10 protein-coding genes are annotated in these 13,908 nt (G+C 67.1%); 4 read left to right on the top strand and 6 right to left on the bottom strand.

The features are described 5' to 3' along the window. Positions 1-57 precede the first annotated feature (57 nt). Entirely contained in the window at positions 58-591 is a 534-nt protein-coding gene (locus AO057_RS14375) for a DUF2937 family protein (protein WP_057676597.1), read from the top strand. Here AO057_RS14375 and AO057_RS14370 read toward each other — a convergent pair. From AO057_RS14370 to AO057_RS14360, 3 genes are read right to left on the bottom strand one after another with little or no spacing between them, the layout of a single operon-like run. Further along, on the bottom strand, positions 588-1,499 hold the full coding sequence (locus AO057_RS14370) for a transglutaminase family protein (protein WP_057676596.1): 912 nt from the start codon (positions 1,497-1,499) through the stop codon (positions 588-590). The two genes, AO057_RS14375 and AO057_RS14370, sit on opposite strands and share 4 nt — an antisense overlap. 32 nt (positions 1,500-1,531) lie before the next feature. Then, on the bottom strand, positions 1,532-4,096 hold the full coding sequence (locus tag AO057_RS14365; protein ID WP_057676595.1) for a circularly permuted type 2 ATP-grasp protein: 2,565 nt from the start codon (positions 4,094-4,096) through the stop codon (positions 1,532-1,534). A 43-nt stretch (positions 4,097-4,139) separates the two neighbouring features. Next, positions 4,140-7,574 carry a transglutaminase family protein gene (locus AO057_RS14360; protein WP_057676594.1) on the bottom strand — a complete coding sequence of 1,145 codons (3,435 nt, stop codon included), beginning with the start codon at positions 7,572-7,574 and terminating at the stop codon, positions 4,140-4,142. A 112-nt stretch (positions 7,575-7,686) separates the two neighbouring features. On the opposite strand from AO057_RS14360, the gene AO057_RS14355 reads away from it, so the two are divergent. The 3 genes from AO057_RS14355 (at position 7,687) to AO057_RS14345 (ending at position 10,978) form a co-directional block, all read left to right on the top strand. Further along, positions 7,687-9,198, top strand: coding sequence for a circularly permuted type 2 ATP-grasp protein (locus AO057_RS14355; RefSeq protein WP_205630033.1), 1,512 nt, complete (start codon positions 7,687-7,689; stop codon positions 9,196-9,198). A gap of 21 nt (positions 9,199-9,219) precedes the next feature. After that, on the top strand, positions 9,220-10,179 hold the full coding sequence (locus tag AO057_RS14350; RefSeq protein WP_057676593.1) for an alpha-E domain-containing protein: 960 nt from the start codon (positions 9,220-9,222) through the stop codon (positions 10,177-10,179). A gap of 67 nt (positions 10,180-10,246) precedes the next feature. Then, the gene (locus AO057_RS14345) at positions 10,247-10,978 is read left to right on the top strand and encodes a proteasome-type protease (RefSeq protein WP_057676592.1); all 732 of its coding nucleotides are present in this window, start codon (positions 10,247-10,249) and stop codon (positions 10,976-10,978) included. Positions 10,979-10,997: 19 nt separating this feature from the next. On the opposite strand, the gene AO057_RS14340 is transcribed toward AO057_RS14345, so the two are convergent. The 3 genes from AO057_RS14340 to AO057_RS18435 form a co-directional block, all read right to left on the bottom strand. After that, positions 10,998-12,920 carry a PhoX family protein gene (locus AO057_RS14340; RefSeq protein ID WP_057676591.1) on the bottom strand — a complete coding sequence of 641 codons (1,923 nt, stop codon included), beginning with the start codon at positions 12,918-12,920 and terminating at the stop codon, positions 10,998-11,000. Between the two features lie 128 nt (positions 12,921-13,048). Continuing rightward, positions 13,049-13,411, bottom strand: a complete 363-nt coding sequence (gcvH, locus tag AO057_RS14335; protein WP_057676590.1) for a glycine cleavage system protein GcvH — start codon at positions 13,409-13,411, stop codon at positions 13,049-13,051. 108 nt (positions 13,412-13,519) lie between these two features. Then, positions 13,520-13,879, bottom strand: a complete 360-nt coding sequence (locus AO057_RS18435; protein WP_057676589.1) for an RNA recognition motif domain-containing protein — start codon at positions 13,877-13,879, stop codon at positions 13,520-13,522. Positions 13,880-13,908 lie beyond the last annotated feature (29 nt).

The raw sequence follows: 13,908 nt of genomic DNA, 5'->3' as shown, positions 1-13,908 counted from the left end.
CGCCCTGGGGCCGGGTGGCTCTGGTTTAATCTCCGGACAAGCCCCCGGAGGAAAACCATGTCGGTCCTGCTGCGTTATGTGATGATCATCGTTGCCTGCATCTGCCTGCTGGCGGGCATGCAACTGCCCCACCTGGCCGACCAGTACGCCAAACGGGTGGACGCCACGCTGCGCGAAGTCACCATCAACTTCCAGCCTTTTCTGATCATTGCCAACCAGCACACCGGCGGCAATGTCGAGGCGCTGATCGCCATGCACCGGCAGAGCAATGTGGCCGCCTTCAAGGCCGAGGGCGACGCCATCGAGCGCATGTACCAGCGCAAGCTGCGTTTCGAAGGGGAGGCCAAGGCGCTGAAGACCCACATGCCGGGCCGCCTCTGGCATGTGGCCTTCCGCGCCGACCCCGACCTGCGCGAGCAGACCCTGATCCAGTACAACGCCACCGTGCCGCTGACGCAGGACGCACTGATCGCCGGCGGCGTCGTGGCGTTGGTCATGCTGCTGCTGCTGGAGGCCGCCATGGCCGGGGGCCGGCGCCTGCAGGCCGTGACCACGCGCTACATCAACCACCGCTGGCGCGGTGCGGCCTAGAGTTCCTCTGCGATGGGTTCCACCGTCACGGCCACGGCCAGGGTGTGCTGCCCGCCGCCGTGGATGACCCCACGGATCGGCGAAACGTCCGCGTAGTCGCGGCCCGTGGCCACCGTCACGTAGTCTTCGCCCGGTGTGCCCCAGCCGTGCCGGTCATTGGTCGGGTCCAGGTCGTACCAGCCCTGGCCCGCCTGGGCGCGGGGCAGATCCGGCAGGAAGATCGACACCCAGGCATGCGAGGCGTCACTGCCCACCAGCCGCGGCTGGCCGGGCGCGGGCTGGGTCAGCAGATAACCGCTGACATAACGCGCCGCCAGGCCCATGCTGCGCAGGCAGCCCAGCATGATGTGCGCGAAATCCTGGCAGACGCCTTTGCGCTGGGCCAGCGCCTCCAGCGGCGGGGTGTTGACCTCGGTGCTGGCCGTCTCATACGTGAAGTCCGTATGGATGCGTCGCATCAGGTCGCGTGCGCCCGCCAGGGCCGATACGCCGGGGCCGAAGCTCGGGCGTGCGTAAGCCGCGAAGTCTTCGTGCCGCGGCGCGCGTGCTGAGGCAAAGCTGAATTCAGCGGCCGCGCTCCAGGCCGCGTCCGCGTGGTAACGAAATTGTTCGCGCAGCGCTTCCCAGCTGATGTGGCTGTCGACGGCTTCGGGCACGCGCGTGCGAACTTCGCTGATCGCCACCACGCGCAACTGGGTGTGCGGGGTCTGCAGTGAAAAGAAGACGCGCCGGTTGCCGTAGGTGTCGTCGGTCTGCGTCAACTGAGCGGGTGCCGGCGACACGTCCAGCCGGTGGCTCAGCAGGGCCTGGTACGGCGTGTCCACGGGCTGCAGATAGGCCACGTGCTGCGCCGTCTCGACGGCCGGCGTGTAGTCGTACAGGGTCTCGTGCGTGATGCGCAGGTGCATGGTCTGGTCCAGGCCGGGGCCAGTGCTTGGGCTCAGGCCCCCAGGCTTTGCCCGGATTCGCCCGTGTGCGTGAAGTAGCGCAGGCTGATCTCGTCGGAGACACGCCAGGCGGCCTCGTTGCATTGCGTCAGCAGTTCGGCCAGCTGGGGCAGGATGCCGTCTTCGCGCGTCTGGCACAAGGCCTGCAGGTCCCAGCGCTCGGGGTCGGGCACCAGCAGGGCCAGGGCATCCATCTCGCCGGCCGGGCAACCGGCCAGCTTGGCCAGGCGGCCACGCAGGGTCTGCACCACCCAGCCGAGCGAGCGCGGGTTGTCGCGGTCCAGCACCAGCAGGTCCAGCAGGGCGGGCACTTCGCGGCTTTGCTGGTACTGGGCGTGGAAGGTGATGGTGCTGTCGAAGAGGGCGATCAGCGCCTCGAAGCCGCCGTCGTCATGGACTGCGCCACTTTCGAAGCTGCTGGCCAAGGCCGGCGCCAGAAAACACAGGCGTTCGATCTGGCGGCCGATGGACAGCAGGCGCCAGCCGTCGTCGCGTGTCATGCGGTCGGTCTGGGCGCCGGTGATGGCGGCCAGGTGGCTGCTGGCCGACTCCAGCACACGCAGGGCTTCCGCGGCAGAGTAGTCACCCTGGGCCGCCTGCTCGGCGCAGCATGAGGTCATCTCGGCTTCGGCGCGGGTGATGATGTTCCATTGCTCCTGCGAGAGCCGCTCGCGCACGGCGGCAGCGGCCAGCTTGAGCGCGCGCAGGGTGTAGCCCACGCTGGTGGCCATGTCGTGGCTGCCCAGGCTGGCGATCAGCGAGCGTTCGAACACCCGGCGCGCCTGTTGGGCCGTAGGAACGTCGGGCAGCACCAGGGTGTTGCGCACCGCCAGCTCGCTGAGCCAGCGCAGCAGGGCGGGTGAGCAGGGGTCCTGCCCGTTCAGGCTGTCGAGCGTGAGGCGGGCCAGCCGGATATTGTTTTCGGTGCGCTCGGTGTAGCGGCCCAGCCAGTAGAGGTTCTCGGCGGCGCGGCTGGTGACCAGGCGCTTGCGCTGCGTGAGGATGGGCGTTGCGTGATGGGTGGCCAGCAGCGTGGTGCGGTCCACCTCGCCGTGGGTCATGACCCAGGTGTCGGCGCTGCTGCCGCCGCGCTGCATGGAGGCCATGCCCGCGCTGGCATTCACCAATCGGGCCAGGCCGCCGGGCAGCACGCGCCAGGACTGCGGGCCGTCGGCCACGGCAAACACGCGCAGCATGACCGAACGCGGCGCGATCGTGTTGTCCTGCCAGGTCGGCATCTGCGAGGGCGGCAGGTAGCTCTGCACCGTGTGCTGGTCGCCTTCACGCAGGATGCGGCCGGCCCATTCGTCCAGGCCGCTGCGGTTCAGGTTGCGGCCGAGCACGGCCTCGAAGCTGTGGGCCGCACCGGGGTAGGTCGGCTTGATCACGCATTCGCCCAGGCGCGGCAGCACGTCCTCCATGCCCGCGCGTTCGCCGCACCACCAGGTGGGCAGGGCCGGCAGGGACAGTTCTTCCCCCAGCAAGTGGCTGGCCAGGGCCGGCAGGAAACCCAGCAGCGCGCTCGATTCGAGAAAGGCCGAGCCCGGCGCATTGGCCACCAGCACGTTGCCGGCGCGGATGGCCTGCAGCAGGCCGGGCACGCCCAGCGTGGAGTCGGGGCGCAACTCCAGCGGATCGAGGAACTCGTCGTCCAGGCGCTTGAGCAGGCCGTGCACCGGCTCCAGGCCGCGCAGGGTCTTGAGGTAGAGCTTCTGGTCGCGCACCGTCAGGTCGCTGCCCTCGACGAGCGTGAGGCCCAGGTAACGCGCGAGGTAGGCGTGCTCGAAATAGGTTTCGTTGTAGGGGCCGGGCGTGAGCAGCGCAATGTGCGAATCGGCACCGGCCGGGCTCATCTGCTTGAGCGCGTCGATCAGCGCGCGGTAGGTGGCGGCCAGGCGCTGGATGTGCATGCCCTCGAAGGCCGGTGCGAACTGGCGCGAGATCGAGATGCGGTTCTCCAGCAGATAACCCAGGCCCGAAGGCGCCTGCGTGCGCTGCGAGATCACCCACCAGTTGCCGTCGGGTCCGCGCGCCAGGTCGAAGGCGGCAATGTGCAGGTGCGTGCCGCCCACGGGCGCCACGCCATGCATGGGGCGCAGATAACCCGGGTGGCCCTGCACCAGGGCGGGTGGCAGCAGGCCAGCCTTGAGCAGTTGCTGCGGGCCGTAGACATCGGCCATCACATGTTCCAGCACGCGCACGCGCTGCAGCACGCCGGCTTCGATCTGCGACCAGCTCTCGGGTGTGACGATCAGCGGAAACAGGTCGAGCGACCAGGGGCGCTGCGGGCCGCTGGCGTCGCTGTACACGTTGTAGCTCACGCCGTTGTCGCGGATCTGGCGCGCCAGGCTGTGGGCGCGGTGGTTCAGGTCGGCGTAGCCCTCGTTGCCCAGGTGTTCGAAGAAACTCGTCCAGGCCGGAGCGGTTTTCTGGCCCGTCAGGCCGCCGCGCAATTCATCGTAGTGGCCGCTGCTGGCCGGTGACGCCAAGGCCGCCGCCCGCTGGGCTGGCGAGGGTGGGGCGGCGGTGTCGAAGAGGTCGGTGCTGGGGTGGTCCACTGTGAAGGTATTGTTACATCACTCCCGCCTGATATCGGCACTTTCAGTGACGCAAATCCAGCGTGAACGGGAATTCGCGGCTTCCAGGCAACTCGCTGTTGGCAGGCGGCACGTCGAGTGCACCATCGCTGTGCCCCATGCGGAAGAAACGCGCCAGGCGCCGGCTCTCGGCCTCGTAGGAATTGACCGGGAAGGTGTCGTAGTTGCGCCCACCCGGATGCGTTACGTGGTACTGGCAGCCGCCCATCGAACGTTTCATCCAGGTGTCCACGATGTCGAAGGTCAGCGGTGCATGTACGCCGATGGAAGGGTGCAGCGAGGACGGCGGGTTCCAGGCCTTGTAGCGCACGCCGGCCACGAACTCGCCCACGGTGCCCGTGGGCTGCAGGGGCAGGGCGCGGCCGTTGACGGTGACGGTGTAACGGCTGGGGTTCAGGCCGTTCACGCGCACCTCGATGCGTTCCAGCGAGGAGTCGACGTAACGTGCCGTGCCGCCGGACGTGCCTTCCTCGCCCATCACGTGCCAGGGCTCCAGCGCATTGCGCAGGGTCAGCGCGATGCCCATGCTCTGCACCTCGCCCACCAGCGGGAAACGGAACTCGAAGTGCGGGGCGAACCAGGCATCGTCGAAGGCAAAACCGGCCTGCCGCATCTCGCTCATCACGTCGGCGAAGTCCATGCGCACGAAGGTGGGCAGCAGGAAACGGTCGTGGAGTTCGGTGCCCCAGCGCGTGGCGGGTGCCAGGTAGGGCGTATCCCAGAAGCGTGCGACCAGGGCGCGCAGCAGCAGCTGTTGCACCACGCTCATGCGGGCGTGCGGCGGCATCTCGAAGGCGCGCAGCTCCAGCAGGCCCAGGCGGCCGGTGGCGCTGTCGGGCGAGTAGAGCTTGTCGATGCAGAACTCGCTGCGGTGTGTGTTGCCCGTGATGTCGACCAGGATGTTGCGCAAGGTGCGATCGACCAACCACGGAGGCATGTCGGCCCCGTACTTTTCCCGGTTGCTCTGGATCTCGCGCAGCGCGATTTCCAGTTCGTACAGCTGGTCGTTGCGCGCCTCGTCTACGCGCGGGGCCTGGCTGGTCGGGCCGATGAACATGCCGCTGAAGAGGTAACTCAGCGACGGGTGGTTGTGCCAGTACAGCAGCAGGCTGGCCAGCAGCTCGGGCCGGCGCAGGAAGGGGCTGTCGGCCGGTGTGGCGCCGCCCAGCACCATGTGGTTTCCCCCGCCGGTGCCGGTGTGGCGGCCGTCGGTCATGAACTTCTCGGCCGAGAGCCGGCACTGGAAGGCCGCGTCGTAGAGGAACTCGGTGTGCTGCACCAGCTCGCCCCAGTTGTGCGCGGGGTGGATGTTGACCTCGATCACACCGGGGTCGGGCGTGACCTGCAGCAGCTTGAGGCGCGCATCGCGTGGCGGCGGGTAGCCTTCCAGCACGATCTTCATGCCCAGTTCGTCGGCCGTGGCTTCCACCGCAGCGAGCAGGCTCAGGTAGTCCTCCAGCCTTGAGAGCGGCGGCATGAAGACGTAGAGCAGGCTGGACTTGCCGCCGTGCGCGCCTTCGGCCTTGGGGCCGTTGGCGCGCATGGGGTCGCGTGCTTCCACGCACAGGGCGGTGCGTGTGATCCAGTGGGCGGATTCGAAGCGCTTCGGCTCCTGGGTCTGCGTCGCACCCGCGGGGCCTGCGCCAGCTGTCTGTCCCGTGCCGGTTGCGCCGGCCGTGCCGCCCTGGGCCGTTGCGCTGGTGCGTTGGTGTGCGGCGTACTGCGTGCGCAGCTGTGCAGCCTGCGGCAGCGGTGAACGCGGCGCGTAGGGGTCCTGCTCGATCAGGTAGGGGTAGTCACCTTGCCTGACCCAGGGCAGGGATTCCAGCGGCAGGCGGTAGCCCATGGGGGAGTCACCGGGCAGCAGGTACATGCGATCGTCGCGGAAGAACCAGGGGCCGGTCGACCAGGCCGGGCCGGCCAGGGCCGGGTCCTTGGCCTGCAAGGGCAGCACATAACCCACCACCGCGTCGAGCTTCTGCCCGAACACACGGCGCAGGCGGATGCGTTCCATCTCGTCGTCGAGCTTCGAATCAAACGGGTCCACGTTGACCGGCAGCTTGCGCTCGCGCCATAGGTAATAGAAGACGTCCTCGTAGCCCGGCTGGATGTGCTGGTCCGTCATGCCCAGCTTCTTCGCCAGGGTGTGGGTGAAACGGCGCGCATCCTCGCTGGTGTAGGCGGCGGGCACGCGCTCGTCGGCAAACAGTTCGGGTTTGCTCCAGATGGGCTGGCCATCCTGGCGCCAGTAGATCGACAGGGCCCAGCGCGGCAGCTGCTCGCCCGGGTACCACTTGCCCTGGCCGAAGTGCAGGAAGCCGCCATGCCCGTATTCGGTGCGCAGTTTGTGCACCAATTCGGTGGCATAAGCCCGTTTGGTCGGGCCCAGGGCGTCGGTGTTCCATTCCGGTGCGTCGCGGTCGCTGGCGGCCACATAGGTGGGCTCGCCGCCCATGGTCAGGCGCACGTCACCGGCCTGCAGTCGGCTTTCCACGGCCTCGCCCAGTTGCATGACCTGGTTCCATTGCGCGTCGGTATAGGGTTTCGTGACCCGCGGTGATTCGTAGATGCGCGTGACCTGCATGCGGTGGGCGAACTCCACCTCGCTTTCGTCCACGCCGCCTTCCACCGGGGCCGCGCCCGAGGGCTGGGGCGTGCAGGCCAGCGGGATGTGGCCTTCGCCAGCCATCAGGCCCGAGGTCGGGTCCAGGCCGACCCAGCCGGCGCCGGGCAGGTAGACCTCGCACCAGGCGTGCAGGTCGGTGAAGTCGACCTCGGTGCCGCTGGGGCCGTCGAGCGATTTCACATCGGGCTTGAGCTGGATCAGGTAACCCGAGACAAAACGCGCGGCCAGACCGCAATGGCGCAGCAACTGCACCATGAGCCAGCCCGAGTCGCGGCAGGAGCCGCTGCCCAGCCCCAGGGTCTGCTCGGGCGTCTGCACGCCGGGTTCCATGCGGATCAGGTACTTGATGTCGTTCTGCAGCTGCTGGTTGAGCTTGACCAGGAAGTCGATCGTGCGCATCTTCGTGCGGTCGATCCGGGCCATGTAGACCTTCAGGTGCGGCGTGAGCGGCCCGGCGGCCAGGTAGGGCGCCAGTTCCTCGCGGGTGAGTGCGCTGTAGCTGAAGGGGAACTCTTCGGCCTCGGGCTCCAGGAAGAAGTCGAAGGGGTTGTAGACCGCCATCTCCACCACCAGGTCGACCGTGACCTTGAATTCGCGGGTCTTGTCCGGGAAGACCAGACGGGCCTGGTAGTTGGCAAAGGGGTCCTGCTGCCAGTTGATGAAATGGGTGGTCGGCTCGATCTTCAGCGAGTACGAGATCACCTTGCTGCGGCAGTGCGGGGCCGGGCGCAGGCGGATGACCTGGGGCCCGAGGTTCACCAGGCGGTCGTACTTGTAATGGGTGACGTGGTTCAGGGCAGCGTGGATGGACATGGCGAGGGCTCGGTCGGGTGGGGGCCGCCGCGGCAGCGCAGGCCCTGGTTTCCAGACCGCAAGAACCGCGCCAGGCCCGGAAATTGCTGTATCTCCCACAGGAGAAGGTGCCATGCAGAAATTCGACGAGATGTACACCACGCCGGCCGCCGCCGGGCAAAGCCAGAGCCAGGGCGCCGGGCAGGGCCCCTCGCAATCGCAATCACAGGGACTGCCCTCGGCGGCCGGGGTGCGGGAGCACTACCGTACCTATGGCCAGTGGCTGGCGCGCCAGAGCGCCGAACTCATGAAGGCCCGGCGCGAGGAAGCCGAGATGATCTTCCGCCGCGTGGGCATCACCTTCGCGGTCTACGGTGCCAAGGACGAGGATGGCGCCGGCACCGAGCGCCTGATCCCCTTCGACCTGATCCCGCGCATCATCCCTGCGCGTGAATGGGCCAGCATGGAAAAGGGCCTGATCCAGCGCGTCAATGCGCTCAACCGTTTCATCCACGACGTCTACCACGGGCAGGAGATCATCAAGGCGGGGATCGTTCCGGCCGAGCAGATCCTGAACAACGCGCAGTTCCGCCCGGAGATGATGGGCGTGGACGTGCCCAACCAGGTCTACTCGCACATCAGCGGGGTCGACATCGTGCGCGCGCCCAATGCGCAGGGCGAGGGCGAGTACTACGTGCTGGAAGACAACCTGCGTGTGCCCAGCGGTGTGAGCTACATGCTCGAAGACCGCAAGATGATGATGCGGCTGTTCCCCGAGCTGTTCAGCGCCCACCGCGTGGCGCCGGTGGCGCACTACCCCGACCTGCTGCTGGAGACCCTGCGCGCCTCCAGCCCCGGCACCTCGGCCGAACCCACGGTGGTGGTGCTCACGCCCGGCATGTACAACAGCGCCTACTTCGAGCACGCCTTCCTGGCCCAGCAGATGGGCGTGGAACTGGTCGAGGGGCAGGACCTGTTCGTCAAGGACAACTTCGTCTACATGCGCACCACGCGCGGCCCGCGCCGGGTGGATGTGATCTACCGCCGCGTCGATGACGACTTCCTCGACCCCAAGGTCTTCCGGCCCAGCTCCACCCTGGGCTGCCCGGGCCTGATGGACGCCTACCGCGCCGGTCACGTGGCCATCTGCAATGCCGTGGGCACGGGCGTGGCGGACGACAAGTCCATCTACCCCTATGTGCCCAAGATGATCGAGTTCTACCTGGGCGAGAAGCCTATCCTCAACAACGTGCCCACCTATATGTGCCGCAATTCCGAGGACCTGAAGTACGTGATGGCCAACCTCAAGGACCTGGTGGTCAAGGAAGTGCATGGCGCCGGGGGCTACGGCATGCTGGTGGGGCCGGCCTCCACCAAGGCCGAGATCGAGGACTTCGGCAAGGCCGTGCTAGCCAACCCGAGCAACTACATCGCCCAGCCCACGCTGAGCCTGTCCACCTGCCCCACCTACGTCGAGCAGGGCATTGCCCCGCGCCACATCGACCTGCGGCCCTTTGTGCTGTCGGGCAAGGAGGTGCAGATGGTGCCGGGCGGCCTGACGCGCGTGGCGCTCAAGGAAGGGTCCCTGGTGGTCAACTCCTCGCAGGGCGGGGGCACCAAGGACACCTGGATCCTGGAAATCTGAAGCACTGAAGAGGAGACCATCATGCTGAGCCGCACCGCCGATCACCTCTACTGGATGAACCGCTACACCGAGCGTGCAGAGAATACCGCGCGCATGCTCAACGTGAACTACGAGACCTCGCTTCTGCCGCAGTCGGCGGCCGTGGCCCAGGTCGGCTGGCAGGGCCTGCTGTCCATCAGCGAACTGCTGCCGTCCTACACCGCGCTGTACGGCGAGGTCACGGCCAAGGGGGTCATGGAGTTCATGGTCAGCGACGAGGACAACCCTTCGTCCATCATCTCCTGCCTGCGTGCTGCGCGCGAGAATGCGCGCGCCGTGCGCGGCACGCTGACCACCGAAGTCTGGGAGACCCAGAACCAGACCTGGCTGTCGGTCAACCGCATGCTCAAGAGCGGCGAATTCGAGCGCGACCCTGGCCAGTTCTTCGAATGGGTCAAGTTCCGTTCCCACCTCTCGCGCGGTGTCGCCGTGGGCACCATGCTGATGGACGAGTCACTGCACTTCATGCGTCTGGGCACCTTCCTCGAGCGCGCCGACAATACCGCACGCCTGGTGGACGTGAAGTTCCACGCCGCCCAGCGCGACTTCTTCGGCAACGGCAAGCAGAAGGACCAGGAGTACGACTTCTACCACTGGAGCGCCATCCTGCGCAGCGTGAGCGGCTTCGAGATCTACCGCAAGGTCTACCGCGACGTGATCCGCCCCGAGCGCGTGGCCGAGCTGCTGATCCTGCGCCCCGACATGCCGCGTTCCCTGCACGCCAGCATGAACGAGGTGGTGAGCAACCTGCACCTGGTGGGAAGTGACAGCGGCAGCGAAACCCTGCGCCATGCCGGCAAGCTGCGCGCCGAGCTGCAATACGGCCGCATCGACGAAATCCTGGCGACCGGCCTGCATGCCTTCCTGACCCAGTTCCTGGACCGCGTGAACGACATCGGCTTGCGTATCAGCCGGGATTTCCTGATGCCCGAAATCGCCTGAGGCCGGTGCCTGACTGCCTGGGCGGCCGCTAAGATGGCGGCTGCCCCTATCCCACGAGTGAACCTTCATGACCTACTGTGTCGCCGTCCGCAATGATGCGGGCCTGGTCTTCCTGTCCGACTCGCGTACCAACGCCGGCGTGGACCAGATCAACACCTTTCGCAAGATGCACGTCTACGAGGTGCCGGGCGAACGGGTCATGGTGCTGCTGACTGCGGGCAACCTGTCCGTCAGCCAGTCGGTGGCCAGCGGCCTGAGGGTGCAGATGGAAAACCACGGCGAGAAGAGCCTGGCCTCGGCGCCCAATATGTTCTCCGCCGCCAAGCTGGTGGGCGACGCCGTGCGCAAGGTGCATGCGCGTGACGCCGAATCTCTCAAGGCCTTCGGCATCGAGTTCAACGTCAGCCTGATCTTCGGCGGGCAGGTCAAGGGCGAGGAGCCGCGCCTCTTCAACATCTACTCCGCCGGCAACTTCATCGAGGCCACGCCCGAGACGCCGTATTTCCAGATCGGCGAGTCCAAGTACGGCAAGCCCATCCTGGACCGTGTCGTCGGCGGCCAGCTCTCGCTGGACGAAGTGGCCAAGTGCTGTCTGATCTCCATGGACTCGACCATGAAGTCCAACCTCTCGGTCGGCCTGCCGCTGGACCTGCTGTGCTACGAGCGGGACGCGCTCAAGGTGCAGCGCCGCACCCTGATCGACAGCAAGGACCCGTACTTCGCCTCGCTGCGCGAACGCTGGGGCGAGCAGCTGCGCAAGGTCTTCAACGAGCTGCCCGCGCCGGGCTATTGGAAATAGCCGGCGCGGGCTAGCTGTCTCAGGTCCCGATCAGACCACCGTCGCGCTTGCGGATCACCACCGTGGCCGAGCGCGGACGGCTGCCGGCCTTGCCCGAAGGCCAGTTGGAGAGCTTGCCGGGCTCGGCCGGGTCGCTGCGCTCCGAGGGGCTCTCACCCGGGTGCTGGATGTTGATGAACATCGTGCGGCCATCGGGCGTGCCCGTGGCACCAGTGATCTCGCAGCCGCGCGGCCCGGTCAGGAAACGGCGGATCTCGCCCGTGGCCGGGTCGGCCGCCAGCATCATGTTGTTGCCCAGGCGCGCCAGGTCACCCTTGCCCATGGCCGAGGTCGACATGTCGGTCTGGATCCAGAGCACGCCGCGCGCATCGGTCCACAGGCCGTCCGGGCAGGCGAACATATCGCCCTTCACATTGCCGCGCGCTTCGGCACGGGTGTTGGCCGGGTCGCCGGCCAGCACGAAGTGGTTCCACTTCAGCGTGGTGCCATGGAAGTCGCCCTCATCCTTCCAGCGGATGATGTTGCCCATGCTGTTGTTGGCGCGCGGGTTGGTCGCGTCCAGGCCCGGGTTCTTGCCCACGGCGCGGTTGCTGTTGTTGGTCAGTGTGCAGTAGACCCAGCCGTTCTTGTCCACGTCGATCCACTCGGGGCGGTCCATCTTGGTGGCACCCAGCTGGTCGCTGGCCTGGCGGCTCTTGATCAGCACCTCGCCCTGGTCGGCAAAGCCGTTGGCCGCGGTCAGCGGGCCCTGGCCATGCGTGAGCGGCAGCCACTGGCCGCTGCCGTCGGCGTTGAACTTCGCCACGTAGAGCGTGCCGTGGTCCAGCAGCGTGGCGTTGGCGCGTGCGCCACCCGGCTGGATGCGGTCGCGGCTGACGAACTTGTAGATGTACTCGAAACGCGCGTCCTCTCCCATGTAGACCACGGCGCGGCCGTCCTGGGTGACGGCCACCGTGGCGCCTTCGTGCGCGGCGCGGCCCAGGGCCGTGCGCTTGACGGGTGTGGAGCTGGGGTTGGACGGGTCGATCTCCACCACCCAGCCGAAGCGGTTGGGTTCGTTGGGGTTCTTCGTGGCGTCGAAGCGCGCGTCGTGCTCGTGCCAGCGGTAGCCGCCGGCGCCGCCCTTCTTCAGGCCCCAGCGTTTCTCATGTTCGCTGGGCGTGTCGCCGCCGCTGAAGTAGTTGATGAAGTTTTCCTCGCAGGTGAGGTAGGTGCCCCAGGGCGTGATGCCGCTGCCGCAGTTGTTGATGGTGCCCAGCACCCGACGCCCGCCCGGGTCGGCGGCGGTCTGCATCAAGGCATGGCCGGCGGCCGGGCCGCCCACCGTCATGGGCGTGCTGGCCGTGATACGGCGGGCCCAGGGCGAGGGGTTCACCAGTGCCCACTGGCCGTTGCGCTGCTCCACCTCGATGATGCTCACGCCGTGCGCGGCCTGCGCCTTGCGCACCTTCTCGGGCGTCCAGGTCTTCATGCCGTCGGAGAAGAGCAGGCCCTCGTCGGTGTACTCATGGTTCATCACGAGCATGCCGCTTTGTGCGCCGTTGAGCGCGTAGTAGTGAATGCCGTCATGGTGCATGCCCAGCTGCGTCTCCTGCTGGGCAGCACTGTTGCTGCCATCTTCCTTGAAGGCGTGGTTCTCGCCGGACAGACCCACCGGGTCGCCCCAGGGGGCGATCACCTGCGCCGTGTAACCCTCGGGCACCACGATGGTGTCGGTGGTCGAGATGGGCACGCTCTTGAAACCCAGCAGGGGGCTGCCTGCGCTGCCGGTGCTGGCGCAGGCCGTCAGGGCGGCTGCGCCACCCAGCGGCGCGAGCAGGCCGCTGAGCGTGGCGCCCAGGCCGCCGCGCAGCAGCGTGCGCCGGGTCGGGTCGGAAATGTCGTGGATGCTGGGGTTGGAGGAGCGGTTGCTGTCCTCCATGGAAGCGTAGTCTTTGGCCATGATCCTGCCTTGATGAGGGTTGTGTTTACCGGTCGTGTGACCGGCACCCCCGTGTTTTTAAGGCGTGACCGTGACAGTATGAAGACAGTGCCGTGGCAGAACAGCACGTCGCCGGGGCGGTGCCCGGCTCAGGCGCTGAACTTGGCGTAGGCCGTTTCGTCCATCAGCGCGTCGAGCTCGGCGGGCTGGGACAGCTTGAGCTTGTAGAACCAGCCCGCGCCCAGCGGTTCGCTGTTGGCCAGGGCGGGGTCGGCACGCAGCGCCTCGTTGACTTCGGTGACCGTGCCGCTGACCGGGGCGTAGACGTCGGCCGCAGCCTTGACGGACTCCACCACGCCGGCCACGTCCTTGGCGGCCAGGGTCTTGCCCACGGCCGGCAGTTCCACGAACACGATGTCGCCCAGCGTGTCCTGCGCGTGCACGGTGATGCCCACCACGCCCGTATCGCCTTCCACCCGCACCCACACGTGTTCGTCGCTGAACCTGATCATTGCCAATACTCCGCTATAAAGGAGCGTGATCTTACCTGCCTGGCCTGCATCGGGCGCTGGCATAAAAAAACCGGCCCAAGGGCCGGTTTTTCAGAGGAAGCCGAGACTTCAGTAACGGGGACGGCCGCCGCCGGCGCCACCACCGTAACCGCCGCCACCGCCTTCACGACGGCCACCGCCGCCGCCGCCGAAGCCGCCGCCGCCACCACCGGTGCGGGGTTCCATCGGACGGGCGACGTTCACGACCATGTCGCGGCCGTCAACGTTCTGGCCGTTCATGCCGCGGATCGCAGCTTCGGCTTCCGCCGGGCTGGACATTTCCACGAAGCCGAAGCCCTTGGAACGGCCGCTGTCGCGGTCCATCATGACCTTGGCGGACTGGACGGAGCCGAATTCGCCGAATTTCTGTTGCAGATCGTCGTCCCGCACCGAGTAGGAGAGGTTACCGACATAAAGTTTGCTGCTCATGAGTGAGCCTTTCAAAAAAAGCGCCGTGG

Source organism: Curvibacter sp. PAE-UM (assembly GCF_001432305.1).
Taxonomy (GTDB): Bacteria; Pseudomonadota; Gammaproteobacteria; order Burkholderiales; family Burkholderiaceae_C; genus Hylemonella.
Note: the sequence above shows the minus strand (reverse complement) of the source record. Positions and strands in the feature narration are given on the sequence as shown.